Here is a 14,690-nt window from a genome sequence, read left to right on the forward strand (position 1 = left end):
GCCACGGCGTGCGGAGCCCGGCGACATCCCGAGCGACGCCGTCCCGAGCGAGGACCTCCTGGGCGAGCCGACGTCGTGGGTGCGGGCGTCGCCACGCGCGCCGGGCGCGCCGCGCGGTCGACGACGTCCGGGCCGACCCTCTCAGACGAGGCCTGCGGCGACCTCCGCCTGCTCGATGTCGGCGAGCCACGCGCGCTTGCCCGCGCGCCACCCCTCGTCGTCGGTGCCGAGCCGCCAGTAGCCGGAGACCGAGAGCTGCTCGCGGCCCACGCGCCGGTCGGTGCGCAGGTGGCGGCGCAGCTCGCGCACGGCACCGGCCTCGCCGTGCAGGAACGCGCTGACCGGTCCGGGCAGCGGCGGCAGGGCGAGCACGGCCTCGACGAGCGCGACGCCGGGGACCCCGAGCCCGCTGTGCACCCACTGCACGCGGACGCCGTCGGGCGCCGCGAGGGGCAGCTCGTCCTGCGGGTCGTGGACCTCGACGACGACGTGCCCGACGGCGTCCCTGGGCAGCCGCTCGAGCGCGACGGCGATCGCGGGGAGGGCGCTCGCGTCGCCGACGAGCAGGTGTGACGCGGCGGCCGGGTCGGGCGACCAGGCGCCGCCCGGGCCGATCAGGAGGACCTCGTCGCCGGGCTCGGCGGCCGCGGCCCACGGTCCGGCGACGCCCTCGTCGCCGTGCACGACGAAGTCGAGGGTGAGCTCGCGCGTCGCGGGGTCGAACGCCCGGACGGTGTAGGAGCGCAGGCGCGGTGCGTCGGTGGGGTCGAGCGCGGCGCGCACGGTGTCGAGGTCGAGGCGTCCGTCGTCGCGGCGGGGGCGGTGACCGTCGGCGGCGGGCGGGAGGAACACGAGCTTGACGTAGGAGTCGGCGTGCGGCGACGGCTCGAAGGTGTCGAGCCCGGGTCCGCCGACGACGACGCGCACGAACGACGGCGAGAGGCTCTCGGTGCGCAGCACCTCGGCGACGAGCGGGGCGGGACGGGGACGGGCGGGCGCGTCGGTCACCGGGTCACCGTAGTCGTCGCGCCTGTGCGCCGCCGGGTCGCTGCGCCGAGCGCGCGCATCCCACGGGCCGCGCCGGTCCCGGGCGGGGTCGGCGGGAGCGCCCGGGGCAGGGCGTCGTCGCGCGCGCGACCACGCGTGACGCCGGAGCCCGGCCACGCGCGCCCGGCGTCAGCGGTCCTCGGCGGCGCGGTCGAGGTCGGCGTCGAGGTCGGCGTTGAGACGGATGAGCGCGTCGGCGAGGGCGCGGCGGTCCGCGGTCGACCAGCGCCGGAGGATCTCGTCGTACACCTCGGCGCGGACCGCCCGGGTGCGTGCGAGCGCCTCCTCGCCGGCGGGTGTCGCGGTGACGACCGCGCGGCGGCCGTCGGTGCTGTCGCGGCCCCGCGTGACGTACCCGTCCTCCTCCATCGCGACGACCTGGCGCGTGACGGTCGACGCGTCGAGCCGCAGGCGGTCGGCGAGGTCGTTGATGCCCGACGGTCCGGCCACCGTGAGGTGGCGCAGCGCGATGTAGGCGGACCGGTCGAGCGTGCCCTCGAGGCGGCTGCTGCGGCGCCGGTTGCGGTCGGCGAGGCGGAGCAGGAGTGCGACCTGCTCCTCGACGTCGGGGACGGCGTCGTCCATGTCGGCGACTCCTTCACTAGATAGATGTATGATACAGATAATCCCACCGACGCTCGTCTACCCGAGGATCCGCATGGCCTCCCGCCACCACGAACCGCACCGCACCGCCATCTACGCCACCGCCCTCACCGCGTTCTTCGCGATCGCCGGCATCGCGATCGTCGACCCGATCCTGCCCGCCATCGGCGCCGCGATGGGAGCCACGACCTGGCAGGTCGAGCTCCTGTTCACCGCGTACATCGCCGTCATGGCCCTCGGCATGATCCCCGCCGTGCTGCTCACGGGGAAGTTCGGCTACAAGAAGATCCTCGCGACGGGCGTGAGCGTCGTCGCGGTCGCCGCCGTCGCCGCGTCGCTGACCGGCGGGATCGGCGCCCTGGCCGCGCTGCGCGGCCTGTGGGGCCTCGGCAACGCGATGTTCTTCGCGACCGCCATGGTGCTGCTCGTGTCCCTCGCGCAGGACCGCGAGTGGGTCGTCGAGCTCTTCGAGACGTGCGTCGGACTCGGCTTCGCCGTGGGCCCGCTGCTGGGCGGGCTGCTCGGCCAGATCTCGTGGCGCGTGCCGTTCCTGCTGTGCGGCCTCTTCATGCTCGTGGCGCTCACGCTCTCGGTGACCCGGCTCAAGGACCCCGCCGAGCCGCCCGCGCCGCTGCGCCTCCGCGAGGTGTTCACGCCGTTCCGCCGCCCCGCGTTCGTCGCGCTGTGCGTCGTCACCGCCACCTACAACTTCGTGTTCTTCGTCGTCCTCGGCTACACGCCCGTGTTCCTCGGCCTCGACGTCGTCCCGCTCGGGCTCGTCTTCACCGCGTGGGGCATCGGCCTCGCGGTCGGCATCCTCGTCGTCGGGCACCGGCTCGCGCACCGCCTCGGCGCGGTGCAGACCGTCGGGCTCGCCGTCGTCGTCCTGCTCGTCGCGCTCGTCGGCCTCGCCACGTCCGGCGGCACCGCGCAGTCCGTCGCCGTGCTCGTCGTCGCGGGCGTCGCGATGGGCGTCGCCAACGCCAACCTCACCGACCTCGCGCTCGCGACCGGCTCGCCCGACCGCCGCGTCACGACCGGCGCGTTCAACCTGGTCCGCTGGGGCTTCGCCGCCCCTGCGCCGGTCGTCGCCGGGCTGCTCGCGGAGCACGCGAGCCCGACCTCGCCGTTCTGGGTCGGCGTCGGCGTGCTCGGCGTGGGCGTCGTCGCGTTCCTCGTCACCGGGCACGTCATGGCACGCAGCGTCGGGGAGCGCGTGCTGTGGCAGCGCTGGGACCGCGGCGCGCGCGCCGTCGAGCGGACGCCCGAGGAGGCGCTGGGCGAGGTCGTCTGACCTCACACGCGCTCGCCGGCCAGGAGCCGCGTGCCGACCGCGTCGACGCTCGACGCCACGTCGGACAGCACGACGACGCCGCGCCGCGCGGCGCGGTCCAGGCCGACGAACGACGCGAACCCGCCCGTCATGCCGTTGTGCCACGTCGTCGTGCCGACCTCGGTCGAGCGGGTCAGCCAGAACAGGCCGACCCGCTCGGTCGCGTCCAGCTCGGCGCGCGGGTCGAGCGCCCACGTGCTCGGTGCCGCACCGTCGAGCAGCGCCGTCAGCAGCACCGCGAGGTCGGCCGTCGTCGACCGCACGCCGCCGGCGGGTGCGAAGCCGTCCATGGTCCACGGCTCCTGCGGCCGGCCGCGGCGACTCGTCCCGGGCTGCATCAGGTCGTCGGCGTGCGCCGCGGCGGGCGCCGTGGTCGCCGTCATCCCGAGCGGGCCCGTGAGGCGGTCGGCCAGCAGCTGCGCGTAGGTCGTGCCCGCGCGCGCGGCGAGGGCCTGACCGACGAGCGCAGCCCCGAGGTTGGAGTACTGCGGCGTGGCGGTCGTGGCGAGCGGGGTGCGGGCGGCGGCCGTGAGCAGCGCCGCGACGTCGACGCCGTCGTACGGGTTGCGGCCCGCCACCGACGCCCAGGTGCCACGCACCAGCAGACCCGGGTCGACGGGCAGCCGGGGGAGGCGGCCCGCGTGCGCCGCCGCGTCGCCGAGCCGCACGCCCGCCACGTCGCCGCCGCCGAGATCGAGGTGGTCGCCGAGCCGGTCGTCGAGCGTCACCTCGCCGCGGTCGACCGCATCGGCCAGCAGCAACCCGGTCATCGCCTTCGACACCGAGCCGACCTCGAACACCGTCCGCTCGTCGGCGCCGAACCCCGCGAACGTCACGCGTCCGTCCTCCACGAGCGCGACCGCGAGGCGGTGCGTCCGCACACCCGGCAGGGCGTCACGCACCGCCGCGGCCAGCGCGACGTCGCCCGTCATCCCGGCCGCGAGCACCGGGCGCCGTGCCCGCGCCGCGAGCGCCGTCACGACGGCCATGAGCACGAGCACGACGGCGGCCACGACGACGGCGGTCGGCACGGGGCCGTCCGCGGTCGGCACGGCGAGCGCCTCGGTCATCGGACGGTCCTCCGGTCGAGGGCTGCGGGTGTGGGGCGGGGACGCGACGGGCGCGCCACCGCTGGATCGAGCCGGGGCTCGATGACGGTGGTGCGCCAGTGCGTGGGACGGCCGGTCGTCGCGAGGAGGCGACGACCGGCCGTGAGGACGTCAGACGTCGCGTCGCTTCATGAGCACCGCGGCCACGCCGAGCAGCACGACCACCCAGGCCACGAGGACGCCGTAGCCCTGCCACGCGGTGAGGTTCGCGCCGTGCTCGGACATCGAGTTGACCATGTCGACCGTCATGTCGGTCTGCGTGATCTTCGACCCCGCGGTGGCCGGCAGGAACGGGCTCACGTACTGCAGCGGCTCCCACGGGATGGCCGCGACGACGTTCTCGACGACGAGCAGCAGCGCCAGGATCGTCGCGAGCGCCGCGGCCGAGTGGCGCAGCAGCGCACCGATCGCGAACGCGAACGCCGCGATCGTCGCGAGGTACAGCGCGCACCCTCCGAGGACCCGCAGGACCTGCGGGTCGGACAGCTCGGGCGCCAGGTCGATGCGCGACAGGAAGAGGTACGCGACCGCGTAGCCGAGCGCGACCGCGACGGCCGCGACGACGAGGATCGTCGCGGTCAGCACCGCGAGCTTCGACCACAGCACGGGCGTGCGGCGCGGGGCCGCGGCGACGCTCGACCGGATCATGCCCGTCGTGTACTCGCCGGAGATCGCGAGCACGCCGAGCACGACGACCGCGATCGACGCCATCTGCACGGCCGGCAGGAACGGCGTCAGGCCGAGGTCGACCGCCTCGGCACCCGTGGGCGCGTCGTCGATCTGCGTCGACATGACGCCCGCGACGGCGGCGACCAGGCCGACCATCACGACGACGGTCATCGCGAGCGTCCAGATGGTCGAGCGGACCGTCCAGAGCTTGATCCACTCGGCGCGCAGCAGGTGCCCGAACGTCACCCGGTACGGGCTCGCCGACGGCGCCTTGGCCGGCGCGGTGGGGGACAGGGTCGCGGTGCTCATGCGGACTGCTCCTGGGCGGTCGTGGCCGTGCCGGGCACGGTGGCGGAGTGGTACTCGACGGCGTCCTGCGTGAGGCTCATGTACGCGTCCTCGAGCGAGCCGGTCACGGGCGTGAGCTCGTGCAGGACGATGCGCGCGGCGGCCGCGGTCTCGCCGACGCCCTCCGACGTCGCCCCCAGCACCTCGAGCACACCCGGCTCGACGGGGTTGACGGTGACCTCGGGACCGGCGAGGAGCTGTGCGAGCTGCGTCGCCTGCGGCGAGCGGACCCGGACGGTCGAGCGCGTCGCGCGGGCGACGACGTCGGACACCGGACCGTCGGCGATGATCCGCCCCTTGCCGATGACGACGAGGTGGTCGGCCGTGAGCGCCATCTCGCTCATGAGGTGCGACGACAGGAAGACCGTCCGCCCCTCGGAGGCGAGGTACTTGACGAGGTTGCGGACCCACAGCACGCCCTCGGGGTCGAGGCCGTTGACGGGCTCGTCGAGGATGAGGGTGCGCGGGTCGCCGAGCAGGGCGGCCGCGATGCCGAGGCGCTGGCCCATGCCGAGCGAGAAGCCGCCGACGCGCCGCCTGGCGACGCCGTCGAGGCCGGTCATCGCGACGACCTCGGTCACGCGCTTCTCGGGGATGCCGTGCGTCGCCGCGAGCGCCCGCAGGTGGTTGCGCGCCGAGCGGCCCGTGTGGACGGCCTTCGCCTCGAGCAGCGCGCCCACCTCGGTGAGCGGCGACCGGTGCTGCGCGTACGGGCGGCCGTTGACCGTCACCGTGCCGTGCGTCGGGCGGTCGAGGCCCACGATCATGCGCATCGTCGTCGACTTGCCCGCACCGTTCGGGCCCAGGAAGCCCGTCACCTTGCCGGGCTGGACCGTGAACGAGATGTCGTTCACCGCGGTCTTGCTGCCGTATCTCTTCGTCAGGCCCTGTGCCTCGATCATCGTCTTTCCTCAAGTCGGGAGCGTTGTGGCCGTGATCGACCCTAGGCCCGTGCAGACGCGCAGGTCATCCGTCAGAAGACCTGAGATCGAGGTCAGGGTCACCCTGAGGTCGCATCAGGGAGATCGCCCTCCTCCTCCCTTGGAACGATCCGGGCTCCTGCGGCGTTCCGTACGATGGACGCCCGATCTCGGCGCGTCCGACAGTGACCGACCGCCTGCCCAAGCCGTCCCGGAGGACGCCATGAGCAACCCCGTCTTCAGCAACAGTCCCGTCTTCGGGGACCCGAACGACCGGCGCAACCGCGCCCGCGCCCAGGCAGGTGCCGGCAACGGCGCCATGGCGACCCAGACGATCGACGCGGTGACGCTCGACAAGATGTACGAGGCGCCGTCCGCGACCGCGCGTGACACCGGACGCCTCACCTACGACGACGTCATCATCAAGACGGCGGGCCTGTTCGCGCTCCTCGTGGTGAGCGCCGCGGTCACGTGGACGCTCGTGCCCGGCCTGTGGGTCGTGGGCGCGGTCGTCGGCCTGGTGCTCGGCCTGGTCAACGCGTTCAAGCGCGAGCCCAGCCCGGTCCTCATCTCGCTGTACGCCGTCGCGCAGGGCGTGTTCCTCGGCGGCATCAGCCTGTACTTCGAGCAGCGCTCGCCGGGCCTCGTCGTGCAGGCCGTGCTGGCGACGTTCGCGGTGTTCGCCGCGTCGCTGTTCCTGTTCCGCTCGGGCCGGGTCCGGGTCACGCCGAAGTTCACGCGCTGGCTGATCGTCGCGCTCGTCGGCTACCTCGTCTTCTCGCTGGTCAACGTCGTCCTCATGATCTTCAACGTCGGCGGCGGCGAGTTCGGCCCGCTCCGCAGCGGCCCGCTCGGGATCGTCGTCGGCCTCGTGGCCGTCGGCCTCGCGGCGGCGAGCCTCATCGTCGACTTCGACTCGATCAAGCGCGGCGTCGAGATGGGCGCCCCCCGCAAGCTCGCGTGGTCGGCCGCGTTCGGCCTGGTCGTCACGCTGGTGTGGCTCTACCTCGAGCTGCTCCGCCTGCTCGCGATCCTGCGCGGAGACTGATCCCGGGCCGTCGCCCGCGACGACCCCTCGCACGACCTCACCGGCCGGTAGCGCACCTCCTGCGCTACCGGCCGGTAACGTCGTGTCGGTGAAGTACGCCGAGCACATCTCCGAGCTGGTCGGCGGCACGCCGCTCGTCCGGCTGTCGTCGGTCACCGCGGGCCTGAGCGCCACGATCCTGGCGAAGGTCGAGTACATGAACCCCGGCGGGTCCGTGAAGGACCGGATCGCGCTCAAGATGGTCGAGGCCGCCGAGGCGACCGGTGCGCTGCGCCCGGGCGGCACGATCGTCGAGCCGACCTCCGGCAACACGGGGGTCGGGCTCGCGCTGGTCGCGCAGCGCAAGGGCTACCGGTGCGTGTTCGTGTGCCCCGACAAGGTGAGCCAGGACAAGCGCGACGTGCTCCGCGCGTACGGCGCCGAGGTCGTCGTCACGCCCACCGCGGTGCCTCCGGACCACCCCGACTCGTACTACTCGGTGTCCGACCGGCTCACGCGCGAGATCGAGGGCGCCTGGAAGCCCAACCAGTACGCGAACCCGAACGGCCCGGCGAGCCACTACGAGTCGACCGGCCCGGAGATCTGGGCCGACACCGACGGGCGGGTCACGCACCTCGTCACGGGTGTCGGCACGGGCGGCACGATCACGGGCACCGGCCGCTACCTGCACGACGTGTCCGCGGACCGGTCCGAGGCCGACGGCGGTCGCGTGGTCGTCATCGGTGCCGACCCGGCCGGCTCGGTCTACTCGGGCGGCGACGGCCGGCCCTACCTGGTCGAGGGCGTCGGGGAGGACTTCTGGCCCGCCGCGTACGACCCGACCGTCCCCGACGAGATCATCGCGGTGTCCGACGCCGACTCCTTCGCGATGACGCGGCGACTCGCGCGCGAGGAGGGACTGCTCGTCGGCGGCTCGTGCGGCATGGCCGTCGAGGCGACGCTGCGGTACGCCCGCGAGCTGCAGGAGCGCGACCCCGAGGCCGCCGCACGGGCCGTGATCGTCGTGATCCTGCCGGACAGCGGGCGCGGCTACCTGTCGAAGATCTTCAACGACTCGTGGATGCGGTCGTACGGGTTCCTCGCCGACGACCAGGGTGCGACCGTCGCCGACGTGCTGCGCACCAAGACGGGCTCGCTACCGTCGCTCGTGCACACGCACCCGACCGAGACCGTGCGCGACGCGATCGAGATCCTGCACGAGTACGGCGTCTCGCAGATGCCCGTCGTCGGGGCCGAGCCGCCCGTCAAGGTCGGCGAGGTCGCCGGGTCGGTGAGCGAGCGCGACCTGCTCGACGCGGTCTTCTCCGGGGCCGCGGCGCTGTCCGACCGGGTCGACCGGCACATGTCGGCGCCGTTCCCGCTCATCGGGTCGGGGGAGTCCGTGCAGGACGCGCGCGAGGCCCTCCAGAAGGCGGACGCGCTCATGGTCGTCGACGACGGCGAGCCTGTCGGCGTCCTCACGCGCCACGACCTCTTGGGCTTCCTGGCCCGCTGACGCGCCACCCGGCCCCCGCCCTCCCGCGACGACGGGGCGACCCGGGTCTGGGTACCGCTCAGGGGCGTGTCCCGGTCGCCAGGCCCGGGTCGGCGGCCGGTCTCGGCGGGAGGCGGTTTCCTGAGGTCGGCGCGGGCGGGGTAGCGTCCCGACGTGCGCCGTCCGCGGCGCGCTGCGCGTCCGCACGTCATCGCCGAAGGAGCACGATGGCCCTGTTCGACCTGCCCCTGCCCGAGCTCGAGCGGTACCTCCCGGAGCTCGACGAGCCCGCGGACCTCGACGACTTCTGGGCGACCACGCTCGCCGAGGCCCGCCGTCACGAGGTCCTGGTCGACGTGACGCGGACCGACGCGGGCCTGCGCCTGGTCGACGTCGACGACCTGACGTTCGCGGGCTTCGACGGCCAGCCGGTGCGCGCGTGGGTGACCCGCCCGGCGGGCAGTGCGGAGTCGGGCGAGCTGCTGCCCGCGGTGGTCGAGTACATCGGCTACGGCGGCGGGCGCGGGTTCGCGCACGAGCGGCTCGCGTGGGCGACGGCGGGCTTCGTGCACGTCGTCATGGACACGCGCGGGCAGGGCTCGACGTGGGGCAACGGCGGCCACACGCCCGACCCGGCGGGTTCCGGACCGGCGTCGCCGGGCGTCATGACGCGCGGCATCCAGGACCCCGAGCAGCACTACTACCGCCGGCTCATGACGGACGCGGTGCGTGCGGTCGACGCGGTGCGGGCGCTGCCGGGCGTCGACCCGCGGCGCGTGACCGTGGCGGGCATCAGCCAGGGCGGCGGCGTCGCGCTCGCGGCCGCGGGACTGTCCGACGGGCTCGCGGCGGCCATGCCGGACGTGCCGTTCCTGTGCCACTACCGCCGGGCGGTCGACATCACCGACGCGTTCCCGTACGGCGAGCTCGTCCAGTACCTCGCGGTGCACCGCGGCGCCGAGGAGCGCGTGTTCCGCACGATGGCGTACTTCGACGGCGTGCACCTGGCCCGACGGGCGACCGCGCCCGCGCTGTTCTCGGTCGCGCTGCGCGACATGACGTGCCCGCCGTCGACGGTGTTCGCGGCGTACAACCACTACGCGGGCCTGACCGGTGACCGGCCGCGCACGGACATCGAGGTCTACACCTTCAACCAGCACGAGGGCGGCCAGGCCCACCAGCTCGAGCGCCAGCTGCGGTGGCTCCCGTCGGTGCTGTGCGCGTCGGAGGGTGCCGCGTTGGAGACCGCGACAGTCCGCTGACAGGGGTCCGCGGCCCCATCGCGTCGGGATGGCACGGGCGTCGCCGCCGGCTCCGGACCGGGTGACATCTAAGTTACGCACTAGTAACTTACGGTTGCGTAGGTTACGGTCGTGCGATGGACAGCGCGCCGCCTCTCTCGTTCGACCTCCCCCGCGGGGTCCCGCGGGACGTCGACGTCCCCGACGAGCCGCTCACCGCCGCCCTCGACCGCGCCGCCGCGACCTGGCCCGACCGCGTCGCGCTCGACTTCCTCGGCGCCACCACGACGTACCGCGCGCTCGCCGACCGCGTCGCGCGCGCCGCGCAGGTGCTGCTCGACCTCGGCGTCCGCCCCGGTGACCGCGTCGCGCTCGCGCTGCCCAACTGCCCCGCGCACGTCGTCGCGTTCCAGGCCGCGCTGCGGGTCGGGGCGGTCGTCGTCGAGCACAACCCGACCTACACGGCCGACGAGCTCGCGCACCAGCTCGCCGACTCCGGCGCGGTCGTCGCGCTCGTCTGGCAGAAGGCGGTCCCGGCCGTGCTCGCCGGACGCGACCGCACCGACGTGCGCACCGTCGTCGCCGTCGACCTCGCGGCCGACCTCCCGTGGCGCAAGCGGCTCGCGCTGCGACTGCCCGTCGCGAAGGCCCGTCGGACGCGTGCCGCCATGCAGGGCCCCGTCCCGGCCGACATCCCCTCCTGGCACCGCCTCGTCGCCGGCGCGCGACCGCTCGACCCGGCGACCCCGCAGCCCCAGGCGCACGACGTCGCGCTCCTGCAGTACACCGGCGGCACGACGGGGACGCCCAAGGCCGCGGTGCTCAGCCACCGCAACCTCGTCGCGAACGCGATCCAGGGGCACGCCTGGACCGGCGTCGCACCCGGCACGGAGGTCGTCTACGGCGTCCTGCCGTTCTTCCACGCGTTCGGCCTCACGCTGTGCCTCACGTACGCGGTGCGCGTGGGCGCGACGCTCGTCGTGTTCCCGTCGTTCGACCCCGCCCTGGTGGTCGCGGCGCAGCGCCGCCGTCCCGGCACGTTCCTCCCCGCCGTCCCGCCGATGCTCGACCGGCTCGTCACGGCCGCCGAGTCCGCGGGTGCGGACCTCACGTCGTTCACGCACGCGATCTCCGGCGCCATGGCGCTCCCGGCCGAGACCGCGCGTCGCTGGGAGGCCGCGACCGGCGGGCTCGTCGTCGAGGGGTACGGCATGACGGAGACGTCGCCCGTCGCGCTCGGCAACCCGCTCACGCCCGAGCGTCGCCCCGGCACGCTCGGCCTGCCGTTCCCGAGCACCGAGGTGCGGGTCGTCGACCAGGAGGACCCGACGCGCGACGTCGACCCGGCCACCGGCGGCGAGCTGCTGATCCGCGGGCCGCAGGTGTTCCAGGGCTACTGGCAGCGCCCTGACGAGACCGCCGCGCAGCTCCTGCCCGGCGGCTGGCTGCGCACCGGTGACGTCGTGCAGGTCGTCGACGGCAGCGTCGTCCTGGTCGACCGCATGAAGGAGATGATCGTCACCGGCGGCTTCAAGGTGTACCCGTCGCAGGTCGAGGACCACCTGCGCGGCATGCCGGGGATCGCCGACGTGGCGGTCGTCGGGGTGCCGGGCGGCGCGATGGGCGAGTCGGTCGTCGCCGCGGTCGTGCTGGCCGACGACGCGTCCGGGGTCGACCTCGCGGCCGTCCGCGCGTGGTGCGAGCAGCGGCTCGCCCGGTACGCGCTGCCGCGCCGGCTCGTCGTGCTCACCGAGCTCCCGCGCTCGCAGGTCGGCAAGGTCCTGCGCCGGGTCGTGCGCGAGCAGGTGCTCGCGGGCGGCGCCGCCTGACCCCTCGACCCGTGAGGGGCGGTCGTCGGCGAGTCGTGCGTCCGGGCCGACGCCCACACCGGCGTCCGCGGCGAGCGCCGCCCCTGACGTCCCGGCCGCCGTGACGTGCGCGTGCCACCCCGAGCGGGTCAGGCGACGGGGGTGTCCGCCGTCGCGAGCAGGCCGCGGACGAGGCCGTCGACGAGGTAGCGGTAGCTGACGTCGACGTCGTTGGGCATCCCGAAGCCGCCGTCGAGCTCGAGCACGACGAACCCGTGCAGCGCGGCGCGCACCGCGCGGACCGCGTCGACGTGCCGTGCGGCCGGGACACCGAGCCCCGCGACCGTCTCCGACATCAGCGACACGGTCCGGGCCGCGGCCACCTGCACCGCGGTCGCGTCGGCGTCCTGCGGCCAGCCGCCCACCTGCACGGCCCGGTAGCGGCCGGGGTGACGACGCGCGTAGTCGCGCAGGGCGTCGGCCATCGCGCGCAGGCGCTGCTCCGGCTCGGCATCCGCCGGAGCCGCCTCGTCGAGGGTCTCCGTGAAGTCCTCGACGCACGCGCGCGCGACGTCGCGCCGCAGGCCGGGCAGGCCGTCCACGTGCTTGTAGAGGCTCGGCACGGCGACGCCGGCGCGCGCGGCGACGGCGGCGAGCGTGAGGTCGGCGAGCCCGCCGGGGGACTCGTCGAGGACCGCGAGCGCGAGCCCGACGACCGCCGACCGGTCGAGGCCCGCCCTAGGCACGCCGGTCCACCCCGCCCGCGACGCGGTCCACGAGCGCGACGAGGTGCTCGGCGACGGCGGCGGGTGCCTCGTGCTGCGGGTAGTGCCCGACACCGTCGAGCAGGACGGGGGTCACGTGGGGTGCGGTCTGGGCCACGCCGCGCAGCGTAGCCGCCGGGTCCTTCGACTCGGGGTCCGCGCTGCCGGTGATCGCGAGCACGGGGACGGTGACGTCGGCGAGGCGCGTGTCCTCGTGGCCCTCGAGCAGCCGCAGGGCGAGGGTGCGGAGCTGCTCGAGGTGACCGGGCCGGGCGAGGTCCCGTCGCAGGGCGTCGAGGTGGGACCGCACGTCGACCGGTGCCTTGACGAGGGTGCTGTAGAACCACGCCCAGGCACGAGGGCCCCACGGGCGGCGGAGCAGGACGTGGACCTGGGCGCGCACGGCACCCGGCGCGGCGCCGTCGTTGGCGGCGTAGGCGAGCAGCGCGACGCCCGCGACGAGGTCGGGGCGGTCGGCGGCCGCGCGTGCGACACCACCGGCGCCGACCGAGCTGCCGACCAGGACCGCGGGCCGCTGAGGTGTCGCGCCGAGGTGCTCGGCGAGCGCGAGCGCGTCGCCGGCGATCCCCTCGACGCCATGACCCTCGGGGTCGACGGGGTCGGTCTCGCCGTGGCCGCGCAGGTCGAGCGCCGCGGTGCGGTAGCCGTGCGCGTGGAGCTCCGGCAGGACCGGGGCCCAGGTCGAGCGCAGGTCGCCCATGCCCGGCACGAGCACCACGAGGGGCCCGTCGGTGGGGCCGTCGACGGTGTAGGCGAGCCGCCCGAACGGGCGCCGGAGGTGCTGTGTCGTCGTCATGCGGCCAAAGCTAATGCCATTAGCCAACGCGCCGCAAGGGGGTGTGCGCAGCGCGTCACCCCGCGAGGTGCGGCACGATGGACCGGCACTGTCACCCACCGAAGGAGTTCCGTCATGTCCGCAGCGCTGCCCGAGGTCTCGGGGTCGTTCGGCGACAAGCCCACGCTGACGTTCCCCGACGCGCAGCCGTCCGGCGAGCTCGAGGTGGTCGTGCTGTCGCGCGGCGACGGCGAGCTGGTCGAGGCCGGCGACGACATCGAGGTGCACTACCTCGGCCAGTCGTGGCAGGGAGGCGTCTTCGACAACTCGTACGACCGCCGCTCGACGATCTCGTTCGGGATCGGCGTCGGCCAGGTCATCGCCGGCTGGGACGAGGGCCTCGTCGGCCAGCAGGTCGGCTCGCGCGTGCTCCTGTCGATCCCGTCGCACCTCGGCTACGGCGACCGTGGCGTGCCGCAGGCCGGCATCAAGGGCGGCGACACGCTCGTCTTCGTCGTCGACATCGTCGGCACCAGCCGCTGACGTCGACGCGCACCGGCCGCTGACGCGCCGGTCGCCGAGCACGACACGGCCCCCGTCGCCAGCGAGCGACGGGGGCCGTGTCGTGCCCGGACGGGTGTCAGCGGTGCCCGAGCGGTGGCAGCCCTGGCAGCCGTGGCCCGACCGTGTCAGCCGCGCAGCACGTGCCGCGCGATGAAGTCGTTGCGGAACTTACCGTCCGGGTCGGTCCGCGCGACCAACGCGGCGAAGTCGTCCCACCGGGGGTACAGGCGGGCCAGGTCGCGGCCAGGGTCGGCGAACAGCTTGCCCCAGTGCGGCCGCGCGTCGAACGGCTGGAGGGCGGACTCGAGCGTCGGGAGCACCGCCTCGACCTGCGGCTGGAGCGGCTTCCACGTGAAGTGCAGCCCGACCCGGTCGTCGCCGTAGGCCGTGGACAACCACAGGTCGTCGGCGGCGATCGTGCGGACCTCGCTGACCTGGAGCAGCGGCGACACGACGTCGGCGAGGCCGCGCACGGCCGCGAGCGCGTCGACCGCGTGCGCGCGCGGCACGAGGTACTCGGACTGCAGCTCGTCACCGTTGCTCGGCGTGAACTCGAGGCGGAAGTGCGGCAGCCGCTCGTGCCACGGGCCGGGGACGCCGAGCTGCTGCGTGCAGCTCACGGGGTCGATGCCCGGCAGGGGGTGGCGCGGACCGTCGGCGGGCGCCGCGCCGAACAGCTCGGTCCGGCGCTCGTACCCGTCCGCACCGACACGCGTCTTGCGCCACACCTGCTGCACGGCGTCGCCGGTCCAGTCGGTGAAGAGGCTCACGGAGTCGGCGCTCGACGTGATCGCGTCGAGGTCGGTCAGCACCGCGTCCCACGGCAGGTCGACGTGCACCTCCTGCGCGACGAGGAACGTCGGCTCGACGTCGAGCGTCACGCGGGCCGCCACCCCGAGGGCACCGAGCGCGACGACGGACCCGGCGAAGTCGTCGTCGCCACGGGCGACGTGCCGCAGCGACCCG

At 74.6% G+C, this 14,690-nt stretch carries 14 protein-coding genes; 6 read left to right on the forward strand and 8 right to left on the reverse strand.

Going from position 1 to position 14,690, the window contains the following annotated elements:
- Positions 1 to 141: 141 nt before the first annotated feature.
- Positions 142 to 1,008, reverse strand: a complete 867-nt coding sequence (locus CTKZ_RS04715) for a siderophore-interacting protein (RefSeq protein ID WP_124341865.1) — start codon at positions 1,006 to 1,008, stop codon at positions 142 to 144.
- Between the two features lie 168 nt (positions 1,009 to 1,176).
- Positions 1,177 to 1,632: a MarR family winged helix-turn-helix transcriptional regulator gene (locus tag CTKZ_RS04720; RefSeq protein ID WP_124341866.1), complete on the reverse strand. Its 456-nt coding sequence runs from the start codon at positions 1,630 to 1,632 to the stop codon at positions 1,177 to 1,179.
- A 73-nt stretch (positions 1,633 to 1,705) separates the two neighbouring features.
- On the opposite strand from CTKZ_RS04720, the gene CTKZ_RS04725 reads away from it, so the two are divergent.
- On the forward strand, positions 1,706 to 2,944 hold the full coding sequence (locus CTKZ_RS04725; RefSeq protein WP_124341867.1) for an MFS transporter: 1,239 nt from the start codon (positions 1,706 to 1,708) through the stop codon (positions 2,942 to 2,944).
- Between the two features lie 2 nt (positions 2,945 to 2,946).
- On the opposite strand, the gene CTKZ_RS04730 is transcribed toward CTKZ_RS04725, so the two are convergent.
- From CTKZ_RS04730 to CTKZ_RS04740, 3 genes are all read right to left on the reverse strand, one after another.
- Positions 2,947 to 4,053 carry a serine hydrolase domain-containing protein gene (locus CTKZ_RS04730; RefSeq protein WP_124341868.1) on the reverse strand — a complete coding sequence of 369 codons (1,107 nt, stop codon included), beginning with the start codon at positions 4,051 to 4,053 and terminating at the stop codon, positions 2,947 to 2,949.
- 150 nt (positions 4,054 to 4,203) lie between these two features.
- A complete protein-coding gene (locus CTKZ_RS04735) occupies positions 4,204 to 5,070 on the reverse strand; it encodes an ABC transporter permease subunit (protein ID WP_124341869.1) in 867 nt (288 codons plus the stop codon).
- Positions 5,067 to 6,011: an ABC transporter ATP-binding protein gene (locus CTKZ_RS04740; RefSeq protein ID WP_124341870.1), complete on the reverse strand. Its 945-nt coding sequence runs from the start codon at positions 6,009 to 6,011 to the stop codon at positions 5,067 to 5,069. Before CTKZ_RS04740 ends, CTKZ_RS04735 begins: the two co-directional genes overlap by 4 nt.
- 241 nt (positions 6,012 to 6,252) lie before the next feature.
- Here CTKZ_RS04740 and CTKZ_RS04745 point away from each other — a divergent pair, with 241 nt between their 5' ends.
- The 4 genes from CTKZ_RS04745 (at position 6,253) to CTKZ_RS04760 (ending at position 11,621) form a co-directional block, all read left to right on the forward strand.
- Positions 6,253 to 7,077, forward strand: a complete 825-nt coding sequence (locus CTKZ_RS04745; RefSeq protein ID WP_124341871.1) for a Bax inhibitor-1/YccA family protein — start codon at positions 6,253 to 6,255, stop codon at positions 7,075 to 7,077.
- Between the two features lie 88 nt (positions 7,078 to 7,165).
- On the forward strand, positions 7,166 to 8,572 hold the full coding sequence (locus CTKZ_RS04750; RefSeq protein WP_124341872.1) for a cystathionine beta-synthase: 1,407 nt from the start codon (positions 7,166 to 7,168) through the stop codon (positions 8,570 to 8,572).
- A gap of 206 nt (positions 8,573 to 8,778) precedes the next feature.
- A complete protein-coding gene (locus CTKZ_RS04755) occupies positions 8,779 to 9,813 on the forward strand; it encodes an acetylxylan esterase (protein WP_124341873.1) in 1,035 nt (344 codons plus the stop codon).
- A 116-nt stretch (positions 9,814 to 9,929) separates the two neighbouring features.
- Positions 9,930 to 11,621, forward strand: coding sequence for an AMP-binding protein (locus tag CTKZ_RS04760; protein WP_124341874.1), 1,692 nt, complete (start codon positions 9,930 to 9,932; stop codon positions 11,619 to 11,621).
- A 128-nt stretch (positions 11,622 to 11,749) separates the two neighbouring features.
- Here CTKZ_RS04760 and CTKZ_RS04765 read toward each other — a convergent pair whose 3' ends face one another.
- Both CTKZ_RS04765 and CTKZ_RS04770 read right to left on the reverse strand, forming a co-directional pair.
- The gene (locus CTKZ_RS04765) at positions 11,750 to 12,346 is read right to left on the reverse strand and encodes a TetR/AcrR family transcriptional regulator (RefSeq protein ID WP_124341875.1); all 597 of its coding nucleotides are present in this window, start codon (positions 12,344 to 12,346) and stop codon (positions 11,750 to 11,752) included.
- Positions 12,339 to 13,181, reverse strand: a complete 843-nt coding sequence (locus CTKZ_RS04770; RefSeq protein ID WP_124341876.1) for an alpha/beta fold hydrolase — start codon at positions 13,179 to 13,181, stop codon at positions 12,339 to 12,341. Before CTKZ_RS04770 ends, CTKZ_RS04765 begins: the two co-directional genes overlap by 8 nt.
- Before the next feature lie 114 nt (positions 13,182 to 13,295).
- On the opposite strand from CTKZ_RS04770, the gene CTKZ_RS04775 reads away from it, so the two are divergent.
- The gene (locus tag CTKZ_RS04775; RefSeq protein WP_124341877.1) at positions 13,296 to 13,703 is read left to right on the forward strand and encodes an FKBP-type peptidyl-prolyl cis-trans isomerase; all 408 of its coding nucleotides are present in this window, start codon (positions 13,296 to 13,298) and stop codon (positions 13,701 to 13,703) included.
- Positions 13,704 to 13,849: 146 nt separating this feature from the next.
- Here CTKZ_RS04775 and CTKZ_RS04780 read toward each other — a convergent pair.
- Positions 13,850 to 14,690 (reverse strand): D-arabinono-1,4-lactone oxidase (locus CTKZ_RS04780; protein ID WP_124341878.1); only part of this gene is annotated, 841 nt, incomplete at its 5' end.

Source organism: Cellulomonas algicola, assembly GCF_003851725.1.
In the GTDB taxonomy this organism is placed as follows: domain Bacteria; phylum Actinomycetota; class Actinomycetes; order Actinomycetales; family Cellulomonadaceae; genus Cellulomonas; species Cellulomonas algicola.

Coding starts and splice junctions, on each gene's coding strand:
- CTKZ_RS04720 (WP_124341866.1), bottom strand. CDS start 1,632: ATGGACGACGCCGTCCCCGACGTCGAGGAGCAGGTCGCACTCCTGCTC.
- CTKZ_RS04725 (WP_124341867.1), top strand. CDS start 1,706: ATGGCCTCCCGCCACCACGAACCGCACCGCACCGCCATCTACGCCACC.
- CTKZ_RS04730 (WP_124341868.1), bottom strand. CDS start 4,053: ATGACCGAGGCGCTCGCCGTGCCGACCGCGGACGGCCCCGTGCCGACC.
- CTKZ_RS04735 (WP_124341869.1), bottom strand. CDS start 5,070: ATGAGCACCGCGACCCTGTCCCCCACCGCGCCGGCCAAGGCGCCGTCG.
- CTKZ_RS04740 (WP_124341870.1), bottom strand. CDS start 6,011: ATGATCGAGGCACAGGGCCTGACGAAGAGATACGGCAGCAAGACCGCG.
- CTKZ_RS04745 (WP_124341871.1), top strand. CDS start 6,253: ATGAGCAACCCCGTCTTCAGCAACAGTCCCGTCTTCGGGGACCCGAAC.
- CTKZ_RS04755 (WP_124341873.1), top strand. CDS start 8,779: ATGGCCCTGTTCGACCTGCCCCTGCCCGAGCTCGAGCGGTACCTCCCG.
- CTKZ_RS04760 (WP_124341874.1), top strand. CDS start 9,930: ATGGACAGCGCGCCGCCTCTCTCGTTCGACCTCCCCCGCGGGGTCCCG.
- CTKZ_RS04770 (WP_124341876.1), bottom strand. CDS start 13,181: ATGACGACGACACAGCACCTCCGGCGCCCGTTCGGGCGGCTCGCCTAC.
- CTKZ_RS04775 (WP_124341877.1), top strand. CDS start 13,296: ATGTCCGCAGCGCTGCCCGAGGTCTCGGGGTCGTTCGGCGACAAGCCC.